The organism is Pseudomonas marginalis (assembly GCF_008692035.1).
Lineage (GTDB): Bacteria > Pseudomonadota > Gammaproteobacteria > Pseudomonadales > Pseudomonadaceae > Aquipseudomonas > Aquipseudomonas marginalis.
Genome location: NZ_VTFG01000001.1, coordinates 861076 through 872515, shown reverse-complemented (window position 1 = coordinate 872515; position 11440 = coordinate 861076). Strand labels below are relative to the sequence as shown.

Genomic DNA, 11440 nt, shown 5'->3' with positions numbered 1-11440 from the left:
TTGGTTGAGTCAGAAGCGGTAGTCGGCTTTCACGTAGTAGAAGGCGCCTTCGGCACCGGCCGGGGAGATGCTCTGGTAGGCCACGCGCCCGCCGACAAAGCGGTTGGCCACGTCGATCTTGTCCGGGTAGCTGTCGAAAATATTGTTGCCGCCCAGGGTCAGGGTGAGCGACTGGCTGATGTCGTAGGACAGGCTGGCGTTGCTCACCCATTGCGCCGAAAAGGTCTGGTCGCGGGCTTCGCCAAGGTTGGAGTCGAGGGTGTAGGTGCCGTAGCGAATCGTGTTGACGCTCGCCTGCCAGGCGCCCTTGCGCCAGTCGGCACCGAGGATCAGCTTGCTGTTGGGCGAGGCGCTTTCCACATAGCTCAGGGCTTCGCGATTGATCAGGGTGATGCCGGTGCCGGCCAGTGGGCCGGGGTTGTCCTTGATGTCGGTGACCTGGGTCTTGCTGTAGTTGAAGGCGCCGTTGAGGGTCAGCTGGCTGGCGTCGGCCAGGTCCAGGCGATAGTGGGCGGCGAGGTCCACGCCGCTGGTCTTGGTGTCGAGTGCGTTGGTGAAAAAACTCACCCCGGAGTAGTTGCCATAGCCTTGGTTGGCGAGGATCTGGCTGACCTGGGTGCCGCTGAGGGTTTCCGACAGGGCAATGCGGTCCTTGATGCGGATGTGGTACGCATCGAGGCTGACACTTGCACGCTCGAGCGGCTGCCAGACCACGCCGAGGGACAGGCTGGTGGATTTTTCCGGCTTCAGGTCACTGGCGCCCAAGGCGCGGGCGACCGGGGTGTTCACGCTGACGGTGCCGACCTGGTAGGCGGTGGGGTCGCCGGCCTTGAACTCGGTCTGGGTCGCCGAGGTGCCGATCTGCCCCAGGGTGGGCGCGCGGTAGCCGCTGCTGAGGGTCGAGCGCAGGCCCCACTGCGGGGTGAAGTCGTAGCGCGCGGAGAACTTGCCGGTGCTGGTGGTGCCGAAATCGTCGTAGTGCTCGCTGCGCCCGGCCAGGCCCAGTTGCAGTTTGTCGGTGACTTGCTGCTCCAGGCCCAGGTAGCCGCCGAACACGTGGCGGGCATAACGGCCTTCGTCGCTGTCCTGGGTGCCGGGGAAGCCCTGGGCGCCGCCGGCACGGGCGGGCAGGGCGCTGCCGTGGGTCCAGGAGGCGAGGTCACCGGCGATCACTTCATAGGCTTCATTGCGCCACGCCAGGCCGCTGGAGAACACCAGCGGGCCCGCGCCCCAGCCGACCTTGAATTCCTTGATATGGTCGAGGCCGACGTTGGTTTGCTCATTGACCAGCGCCCCGGCATTGAAGCTCGTCGGGCTCGCGGCGCCGAGGCTGGCGTTGAGCGAATCGCTGAGGTGATAGTCGATGCGGTTGCGCCCGTAGTTGGCACTGAGGTCGAAGCTGCCGAGTTGCTCATCGCGAATCTTTACGCCGCCGGTGACCGAGGCATCCCGCGAGCGCACGTCGAGCAGCGGCAGGAAGCCGTTGGGGTACACGGCCACCAGGTTGTTGGGGTCGATGGGGCGGCGAAAGGTTGCCTGGGATTCGCCGGTACGGTCCTGGTAGGTGGCGAAGCCGTACAGGTCGACCGTGTCGCTCAGGGACAGGCCGCTGTTCAGCGCCAGGTTCCAGTCCTCGAGGCCCGGCGAGCCGTAGCGCCAATGGCGGTCGGCATCCGCTTCACGGGCGTCGCCGCTGGGGTAGAACTGACGGCCATCGGTGCCGCCGGTGGAGGTGCGTTCGCTGCGCAGGCCTTCGCCGCTGAGGGTGAGAAAGCCATCGCCGGGCAAGGTGAAACCGCTCCACCCCCCCACCGACCGGCGAAAGCCATCGCCCTTGGTGTACTGGCCGAAGGTGCTTTGCACGGCGCCGCCGTGGTCCTGCTCCTTGAGCACGATATTGACCACCCCGGCAATCGCATCCGAACCGTATTGGGCCGAGGCGCCATCGCGCAGCACTTCGATATGGTCGACGGCGCTGACGGGAATCGTCGACAAGTCCACCGCCTGTGAGCCACGCCCCAGGGTGGCCTTGGTGTTGACGAACGCCGAGGCATGCCGACGCTTGCCATTGACCAGCACCAGCACCTGGTCGGCCGCCAACCCGCGTAACGACACCGGCCGCTGCGACGACACGCCATCGGTGCCGTTGACCTGCGGGTAGTTCACTGACGGCACCAGGGTTTCCAGGGCCTTGGCCAGGTTATCGGTGCCGGCGCGCTGCAACTGCTCGCTGCTGATCACATCCACGGGGGCCGCGCTTTGCAGCGCGGTGACGTCGCTGCGCCGGGTGCCGATCACCTCCACGGATTTCAGGCGTGGCGCCAGCGGTTCGCTGTTGGCCGCCGCTGCCGGGATGGCCAGTCGATGGATCAACACTGCACCGCTGGCCGTCTGGCTGAAGCCCAACGAGGAGCCGCCCAAGGCAATGCCCAGCGCCTGTTCCTGGCTCAGTCGGCCCTGGATCGCGCGGCTCCCACGGCCTTCCACAAGCGGCGGGTCGAAGGCGATAGGGTGGCCGCTTTGCTGGGAGATGCTCAGCAGCACCTCATCCAGGGGGCCTGCGGGGATATTGAAGTCAATCACCCGTTGTACCGACGCCGCGTCGTTTTGCGCCAACGCCAGGCTCGGCAGCGTCAGCCCGCCCATGGCCAATGCACACGCCAGGGGCGCCAGGGTGAATCCTGTTTTCAACATGCCAATCTGCTCCAGGTCGTGATGTTCTTTACGACCTTGAGCAACTTCGCGTGTGGATTTTCACTACTAAGTTAGAACGATTAGTTGGGTGTCTAGATGATTTAGTTGCGCTTATAAGCTTCGATCAAATGGGTCTAAGTGCGCAGTGAAAATATAAGGGACTATCTGCACAAGGGTACTGACAGCCAGAACGGGTTGTCCGCGCAAAGCATACAACGTTCACCGCGATGAACGTGTACGGCGGTCTGCACGCTTACGGAGAAGCTCATCAGGAGACAGATGCCCATGTCTGAAGTGCAAGTTCTACAGGTTCATGTCCAACGACCTAGCCGTTCGGTCAGTTGTGGCGAAAAAACGTTTCAGCTTAGCCTTCTCGCGGTAATCAAAGGAGGAGATTGCTATGTCTGAAGCCCTGGCTATTCGTTGCGAGAACACCGTGCCGCGCAGCATGGTGCACCGTGCCGCCGTCAGCGAAGTGTTCCTGACCGGCGCGGAACTGGTAAAGGAAGGACACTTTCGCTGCAGCGCCCAACTACCGCGTACCCACAGTTACTTCAGTGAACATACCCACCGCGCCGCACACTACGACATGCTGTTATTGCTGGAAGTATTCCGCCAGGCGTCAATTTATATCTCCCATGCGTTCCTCGACGTCAGCGCCCAGGACAAGTTTATCTACCTGGACAGTGTGACCCGCGTGACCGACCGGAGTTTATTGGTGGTGGGGGATCGTCCGGCATCCGCCGAGATCGATGTCTACGTGGTGGATGAATACCTGCGTCACGGCGAGCGCAGTGGCGTGACCCTGAACATGTCCCTGAGCATCAATGGCGAAGTGGCTGCACGCCACGAACGCATGAGCATTCGCTGGATGAGCGGCGCGGCCTGGAACAAGATGCGTGCCCGTGGCCTGGCGGTGATTCCCGCCAACGCCGACCCATTGGCACAGTTGCCGCCACCCTTGAGCCCATCCGCCGTAGGGCGTCACTGGCTGAACAATGTGGTGCTCGGCCGTGAACTGGAGCAGGGCGCCGCGACGCTGGTGGCGCCGCTGATCGTCGACCTGAACAACCCGGCGATCTTCGACCACCCCCTCGACCATATCCCCGGCATGCTGTTGCTCGAAGGCTTCCGCCAAGTGGCGCTGGTGGCGGCGGACCGGCAGTTGCAGGTGGGCCCGGAGCAGTTGCTGTTATCCCGCTGCCATGTGGTGTTCACTCGCTTCGGTGAGTTTGGTTTGCCAACCCAGGTGCGTGCGGACCTGACCTCCCTGGCCCGTGACGAACACGGTCGCATCACCCTGGCGCTGGAGGTCGAGCAGGGCGGCGCGGTGATTGCCACCGCTGAGCTCGAGTTGCTGCCGCTGGTCGCCAGCCAACCCTTGGCCCTGGTGGCGGGAGGTGTGCGATGAGCGACCTGCAATTTATCTGGTTCGATTTCGGTGGCGTGCTGTCGCCGCCGATTCCTGCGCTGTTCGAGCAATACCAGGTCAAGACCGGCCTGGCCCCGCACGTGCTGCAACAGGCCATGGGCGATGTGGCCGATGAGTTGGGCGTGCCCATGCTCGCGCCGGTGGAGAGTGCCTTGCTCACCGAGCGCGAGTGGGGCGAGCGCCTGGCGCAGGCCCTGCGCCGCCGTGACCCGCAGGTCGATTTATCCCGCGCTCACCTGCACACCTTCGGCGCGCAATGGTTCGCCGGGGTGCCGGCCAATGCGCCGCTGGTGGCCGCCGTGCGCGCACTCAAGCGTGCCGGTTTTCGCGTCGGCATCCTCACCAACAACGTGGTGGAGTGGGAGCGGCATTGGCGGGCGATGGTGGGCCTGGATGAGGTGGTGGACCTGATTGTCGATTCCAGCCGGGAGCGCAGCCGCAAGCCGGAGCCGGCGTTCTTCCAGGTGGCGACTGCGCGCTCGGGCGTCGCACCGCAGCACAGCCTGCTGATCGACGACGTCGCGGAAAACATCGAAGCCGCCGCCGCGCTCGGCTGGCAAGTGCTGCACTTCATCGACAACCACCAGGCGCTCGCCCAGCTGCAGCGCTTCACCGGTGTCAGCCTGTTGCAACCTGCCGTGGAGCCTGCCTGATGAATATCGCCGTGATCGCCAGACCCGAGGTCACCGTGGCGCGCATCCCGCAGTTGGATGCACCGCCGGCCTATCAACCCGCCAGCCCCGCCAATGGCCTGCCGAGGATTCTGCTGCCCAGCGGCCACCTGGCCTTTCACCTGACCCGTTACGAACACGTGCAGGCGTTGCTGCTGGATAACCGCGCGATACGCGCGCCGTGCAACGAAGAAGACGGCGCGAGCTTTTTGCCGACCATCACGCCGCCTGAACTGCTGCTCAACAACGACATCCCCGACCATGGTCGCCTGCGCAAGGTGGTGGCCCGGGACTTCAGCCCCAGTGGCGTGGCGTTGCTGCGCGACAAGGTGGAACACGCCACCCATGAACGCCTCGATGTACTGCAACGCCAGGCGCCCGGTGCCGATCTGTTTGCCCAGGTGCTGGACCACATCCCCGCCACGGTGGATTGCCAGTTGCTCGGTATCCCCTTGAGTGACCGTGAGTATTACCGGCCCCTCAGCCATACCGTGCAGGTGGCGTCGGACGCCGATGTGCCGGAACTGCTGAACCAGTTCTGGGGCGTGTACAACTACCTGACGGACCTGGTCACCGGTGCGCGGCCCACCGCTCCCGATGGGCTGATCCAGCGCTTCGTCGCGACCCGTGCCGACAGCGAGCCGCCGCTCAACGACAAGGAGCTGGTGGGCATCCTCCTGGGGGTATTGATCGGCGGCGACCAGAACATCCTCACCGTGCTGACCAAATCGGTGTACACCCTGTTGGCGGCCCCCGAGCTGTGGCAGCAATTGGTCGACGATCCGGGGCTGATCCCGGAGGCGGTCGAGGAGCTGCTGCGCCTGATTCCCCTGGGCACCATCTCGACCTTTCCGCGCCTGGCCAGCGTCGACCTGGAAGGGCCGTGGGGGCTGATTCCCGCAGGCAGCATCATTTACGCCGATGCGTTTGCCGCCAACCGTGATCCGGCGGCGTTCCCCGAGCCCCTGGCGATTCGCCTGGACCGCAAGGGCGCGCGGCATTTGCAGTTCGGCTACGGCATGCACAACTGCATGGGCGCCGCCCTGGCGCGCCTGGAAATCACCACGGTGCTGCAGATCCTCGTGCAGCGCTTTCCGAACCTGCGCCTGGCGGTGCCGGCGGACCAGGTGCCCTGGGTCGACGGCATCATCCTGCGCCGTCCTGCCCGCTTGCCGGTGCACGGCTTCACTTCAACCTGACCTTGGAAGGACCCATGAAAACGACCTTTGCCGATACGGCTCTACTGACCATCATCCTGCTGGCGATTTTCGTCGTGCCCAGTTCCATCTCGGGTACGGCGCTCGCGTTGCCGGCCATCGGCGCCGACATCCAGGCGCCGCTGACCAGCCTGCAATGGGTGGTCAATGCGTTCAACCTGGCGTTTGCCTGCTTCACCCTGGCGTGGGGCGCGCTGGCGGATCGGCTCGGGCGCAAACGCTGTTTTGTCGCCGGCGCTTCGCTGTACGTGGTGGCCTCGGTGCTGTCCGCCGTGGCCGAGAGCGCCTGGCTGCTGGATGCGGCGCGGGGGCTGGCGGGCATCGGGGCGGCGGCGATCTTTTCCTGCGGCATCGCGATTTTGTCCACCCACTTCAGCGGCCCGGCGCGGCTGCGCGCGTTTGCCCTGTTCGGCACCGTTGCCGGCCTGGGCGTGAGCCTGGGCCCGACCTTGTCCGGCCTGCTGCTGGACAGCGTCGGCTGGCGCGCGATTTTCTGGGCCCATGGGGTGACCCTGGTGATCGTGCTGCTGGGCAGCCCGTTGATTACCCGCGATGGCGTGCTGGCTGAACGCACCGCGCGCTTCGATGTGCCGGGGGCGACACTGTTTGTGCTGGCATTGCTGGCGCTGATGGTGGCGATTGTGCAGGGTTCGCAATGGGGCTGGAGCAGCCGCGGTGTACTCGGCCTGGTGGCGGTCGCCGTGGTGCTGTTGGCGGTGTTTACCTGGCAGGAGCGTCGCCACCTGCAGCCGATGCTCGACCTGTCGCTGCTGGCGCGCGGGCCCTTTGTCGGCCTGGCGCTGGTCACCGTGGCGGCGTCGTTCGGCTTTGTGACCTTGCTCACGTACCTGCCGAGCTACCTGTTCGGCGTGCTGCAATTGAGCGCGACCCATGCGGGCCTGGCGATGTTGCTGCTGACGGTGCCGATGCTGTTTTGCCCGATCCTGGCGGGCAAGTGGGCGGCACGCGGGGTGTCGGCGATCGGCATTCTCAAGGCCAGCCTGATTGCGTTGCTGGTCGGTGTGGTGGCGTTGGCGCTGGTCAGCCAGGTCGGTGTGGCGCTGTGGCAACTGGCAGTGCCGCTGTTGCTGGTGGGCATTGGCATGGGCCTGTCGGCCGGGCTGGTGGATGGCCTGGCGCTCAAGACCGTGCCGGAGCAGAAGGCCGGGATGGCGGCGGGCCTGCTCAACACCTTCCGCCTGGGCAGTGAAGCGATTGCGGTGGCCTTGTATGGCTCGCTGCTGGCGACCTTGCTCGACAGCCAGTTGCGCGGCACGCTGAGCCGCCTGGCGCCCGACCCGGCGACCCTGCAACGCTGGATCGATGACGTCGCCGCCGGCAACCTCACCGGGTCCCTGCAAACCCTGGGCGCGGAGCAAGCGGCGACGGTGCACAGCCTGTTTATCGGCGGCTATGACAGCGCCTTCCACGGCGTGCTCTGGGCGCTGGCGGTGATTCTGCTGGTGCTGACCGTGGTGGTCACCTGGCTGGTGCGCCCCCTGCGCGAACAGGAACGCAGCGAGGCGCAACTGGCCACGCACTGAGCCACGCGCCGTACCGCCTGCGACAGCCGCAGGCGGTACTTTGGCGTGCCCGTAAAAGCGCCGAAGGTTATGCAAAAAATGCAGCTTGATGGCTTTTTTTATTCTTTTATCTGGTGAAGCCCCCTGGGGCAAACTGGACTCACCTGCCCGGACGCAGGTCTACCTCAAACCGACAGGCCCACCACCACTTGTCCGCTGGCGTGTGCAGTCCATGAAGATTATGGACCTATGGACCCGAATGCTTTGCTCAAGACCCGCCTTATCGGCCAGATTTTCCAGCAGCACTACAGCTGGTTGTGCGCGCGTTTGTCGTACCGCACCGGTTGCAGCCACAGCGCCGAGGACATCGCCGCCGAGACCTTCCTCAAGGTGTGGATGCTGCCCGACCCCACGGCCATTCGCGAACCGCGCGCGCTGCTGACCACCATCGCCCAGCGCCTGATGTACGAGAGCTGGCGCCGGCGCGACCTGGAAAAAGCTTACTTGCAGATCCTGGCCGACGTGCCCGAACACGTGCACCCATCGCCCCAGGAACAACTGATTCTGATCGAGAGCCTGCTGGCCATCGACCGACTGCTGGACGGCCTGTCGGGGCAAGCCAAGGCGGTGTTCGTGCACAGCCAGTTGGACGGCATGACCTACACGCAGATCAGTGAACGCCTGGGCCTGTCCCTGGGGCGCATCCACCAATTGATGACCCAGGCCCTGCGCGCCTGTTACCTGGGGTTGAGCGAGTGAGCAAACAGCCTTTGAACGACCCGGTGGCCGAGGAAGCCATCGGCTGGCTGGTGCAGATCCAGTCCGGCGACTTCAGCCCCGCCCAGCAGCAGGCGCTGGATGAATGGCGGGGCACCTCGGCCCATCATCGCCAGGTATACGCGCAACTGCTCGCCGGTCTCGATCAGCTCAAGGCCTCACCCTGGCGCGGGCGCTCCAGCGCGCAGTTGCTGCGCAGCCTGGAGCAACCCAACAGCCGTCGCGCATTCCTGCGTACCAGCCTGTGCGCGCTGGGACTGGCGGCCGGCGCGGGGTGGGGCTGGCGTTTTGAAGACGCAGGGCAGACCTACGCCACCGGTACCGCCGAGCGTCGCAGCTGGCAACTGGCCGATGGCAGCACCCTCAAGCTCAATGCCCGCAGCGAGGTGGTCTCGACGCAGGCCGGGGACGCGCACAGCCTTGAACTGCGCACCGGCGAAATGCTGGTGAACCTGCTGCGTCCGCTGCAGGTCAAGACCCGCGCCGCCCATATCAGTGCCACCACGGGCCGCCTGATGCTGAGTGAACAGGACGGCGCGATGCGCCTGGTCACCCTGGATGCCGATGCGGTGCTGCACTTCGACGGCGGTGCCCAGCAACGGGTGGCCATGCACCAGAGCACGCTGTTCGACCACCAGCGCATCCTCACCCAAGTGCCCATGGCCGCCACCGAAACCGCCTGGCTCGACGGCTGGCTGGTGGTGCGCAACCAGACACTGGCCAGCGTGGTGGAAGCGATCCGGCCCTACCGCAAGGGCATCGTGCGCCTGGATGCCGCGGTGGCGCAGCTGCGCGTGAGTGGCCGGTTCCCGCTGGATGATGCGCGCCAGACCCTGGAGGCCTTGGAGCAAAGCTTGCCGATCAGGGTGACGCAGTGGGGTGGGGTGCTGGTGTTGATCGGGGCGCGGGCCTAGGGGCCGGCCAGGCGCATGGATTGCTGAAGACGACCCCGCCACGCTGCCTGCCGGGGTTATTTCATGTCCCTTGCCTGCACCATTCATTCAGAGCATGCGGCGCAGCACGTCGTTGCGCGGATCGCGGTCGTAGAAGCGGTGCTTGAGGGCGCCTGCGACATGCAGCACGATCAGCACCAGCAGCGTGTAGGCGAGGACTTTGTGCAGCCACTGGAACACCGCGAACCAATCGTCATTCTTCGGCAACAGCTCCGGCAGGTTGACCCCGAAAAAGAACACCCCGTCGCTCATCGTAAAGGTGCTCGACATGGAGTAACCCATCAGCGGCACGATCACCAGCAGGACATACATGACGCGCTGCGTCAGGCGTGACAGGAAGCGTTCATATCCGGCCAGGGTTTCCAGTGGCTGCGGCAGCCTGGGGGTACGAAAGCGCACGGCAAGCTGAGTCAGCACCACCAGGAACGTCAACACCCCGAAGGACTTGTGCCACGGGTAATAGAGCTCGAATTTGCTCGCCACCTCATCATTCATGCCGGTCATATGCCAGCCTGCCCAGAGCAGGCCCAGCACCAGTACTGCCCGCAGCCAGTGCAACAGGCGCAGGGACGTCGGGTAGCGATCGATTGTCGGTTGATCCATTGGGTTCATATCAAGCTCTCCAGGGAGCGATGCACGGTGGAATGGCCACCCTCGACGTTGGAGGGTGGCTCGGTCAGGACAGCGCGTGTGCTCAGGCCGGCAGCAGCACGGTGATGACTTTCTCCTCGGTGTAGGCCAGCGCGCCGCTGAACCCGCCTTCACGCCCGATACCGCTGGTCTTGACGCCGCCCCAAGGCAGGTTGGCGTCCAGCGGGCTCCAGCAGTTGATACCGACGGCGCCGGCCTTTACCGCCGCCGCCACACGGTGCGCCCTGGCCAGGTCGCCGGTCCAGACCGTGGCCGCCAGGCCGTAGGTGCTGTCGTTTGCGAGGGCGATCGCTTCGTCTTCGCTGTCGAACGTGATCAGCGTGCCGACCGGCCCGAAAATCTCGTCCCGGGCGATGTCCATGTCGTTGCGGGCGTTGGCGAAGATCGTCGGGCGCACGAACCAGCCCTGCTCGGGCGTCGAGACGCCGCCGGCCAGCAGGGTTGCCCCCTGGTCGATGCCCCGCTGGATGTAGCGGTTGACGCGATCGAACTGGGCTTTCTTGGCCACCGGACCCATCTGTACCCCGGGCTCGCGCGGGTCGCCGACGTTCACTGTGTGTGCGGCCTCGGCCAGCGCGGCGCCGAAACGCTCGGCGAGGCTGCGCTGCACCAGGATCCGCGAGCCGGCGGCACACACCTGGCCCTGGTTGGCGAACAGGCCGAGTGCACAGCCGCGCAGGGCATCGTCGAAGGACGCATCGTCGAACACAATCTGCGGGCTCTTGCCGCCCAGTTCCAGGGCCACGCGCTTGAACAGCACGCCGGCCGTGCGCTGGATTTCACGCCCGGCCTCGGGGCTGCCGGTGAAGCTGATCTTGGCCACATCCGGGTGCTCGCACAGGGCGCGACCGACTTCGTTGCCGTAGCCGGTGACCACGTTGATCACGCCGTCCGGGAAGCCGGCTTCCTGCGCCAGCCGCGCCAGGTGCAGGGCCGACTGCGGGGTTTCCTCCGAAGGCTTGACCACCACGGTACAGCCTGCCGCCAGCAACGCGGCGAGCTTCCACACGGTGATCATCAGCGGCGAGTTCCAGGGCACGATGGCACCGACTACGCCGACGGGCTCGCGCACCGTGTACGACAGGGTTTTGGTGCCGAAGTAACCGCCGGTGGGAATGGTGCGACCTTCGAGCTGATTGGCCCAGCCGGCGGCGGCGCGCAGGTTGGCGATCGCGTTGGGCAGGTCCATCCGGCGCGGTTCGATGGGCGAGCGGCCGATGGCATTGGCGTCCAGATCGGCCAGCCGTTCGCTGTCGCGCTCGACCAGGTCGGCCAGTTTCGCCAACAGTCGGCCACGCTGGGCGCCGCCGAGTTGGCTCCAGTCGCCCCTTTCCAGTTGGTGGCGTGCCGCCGCCACGGCACGTTCCACGTCTTCGCGGGTGCCACGGGCGGAGCTGCCATACACCTGCTCGGTCACGGGGTTGACCAGGTCGAAACGGCGACGGTCGAAGGCTTCGCAGGGCGTACCTTCGATGAAATGATTCAAGTGCTCAGTCATGTTGCGGTCCTCGAGTAGTGGGCA

9 protein-coding genes are annotated in these 11440 nt (G+C 65.4%); 6 read left to right on the top strand and 3 right to left on the bottom strand.

Translation table 11 applies throughout. From position 1 onward, the window contains the following. Positions 1-9: 9 nt before the first annotated feature. Entirely contained in the window at positions 10-2694 is a 2685-nt protein-coding gene (locus tag FX984_RS03760; RefSeq protein WP_146476283.1) for a TonB-dependent receptor, read from the bottom strand. A 400-nt stretch (positions 2695-3094) separates the two neighbouring features. Between FX984_RS03760 and FX984_RS03755 the strand changes: the two genes are divergently transcribed. The 6 genes from FX984_RS03755 (at position 3095) to FX984_RS03730 (ending at position 9228) form a co-directional block, all read left to right on the top strand. Continuing rightward, positions 3095-4105, top strand: coding sequence for a ScbA/BarX family gamma-butyrolactone biosynthesis protein (locus FX984_RS03755; protein WP_146476284.1), 1011 nt, complete (start codon positions 3095-3097; stop codon positions 4103-4105). Continuing rightward, positions 4102-4779 (top strand): HAD family hydrolase, encoded by a 678-nt coding sequence (locus FX984_RS03750; RefSeq protein WP_092357139.1) that lies wholly within the window; start codon positions 4102-4104, stop codon positions 4777-4779. Before FX984_RS03755 ends, FX984_RS03750 begins: the two co-directional genes overlap by 4 nt. Beyond that, positions 4779-5996, top strand: a complete 1218-nt coding sequence (locus FX984_RS03745; RefSeq protein WP_143491227.1) for a cytochrome P450 — start codon at positions 4779-4781, stop codon at positions 5994-5996. The genes FX984_RS03750 and FX984_RS03745 overlap by 1 nt, the downstream gene beginning before the upstream one ends. Positions 5997-6010: 14 nt before the next feature. Then, entirely contained in the window at positions 6011-7558 is a 1548-nt protein-coding gene (locus FX984_RS03740; protein WP_146476285.1) for an MFS transporter, read from the top strand. 228 nt (positions 7559-7786) lie between these two features. Further along, the gene (locus tag FX984_RS03735; RefSeq protein WP_065927404.1) at positions 7787-8296 is read left to right on the top strand and encodes a sigma-70 family RNA polymerase sigma factor; all 510 of its coding nucleotides are present in this window, start codon (positions 7787-7789) and stop codon (positions 8294-8296) included. Continuing rightward, a complete protein-coding gene (locus FX984_RS03730; RefSeq protein WP_051429377.1) occupies positions 8293-9228 on the top strand; it encodes a FecR family protein in 936 nt (311 codons plus the stop codon). Before FX984_RS03735 ends, FX984_RS03730 begins: the two co-directional genes overlap by 4 nt. Before the next feature lie 87 nt (positions 9229-9315). Here the strand turns inward: FX984_RS03730 and FX984_RS03725 are convergent, their stop codons facing one another. Continuing rightward, complete coding sequence (locus tag FX984_RS03725) at positions 9316-9879, bottom strand: cytochrome b (RefSeq protein WP_027606691.1); 564 nt, start codon at positions 9877-9879, stop codon at positions 9316-9318. An 82-nt stretch (positions 9880-9961) separates the two neighbouring features. Then, positions 9962-11416: an aldehyde dehydrogenase family protein gene (locus tag FX984_RS03720; RefSeq protein ID WP_146476286.1), complete on the bottom strand. Its 1455-nt coding sequence runs from the start codon at positions 11414-11416 to the stop codon at positions 9962-9964. Positions 11417-11440: the final 24 nt, after the last annotated feature.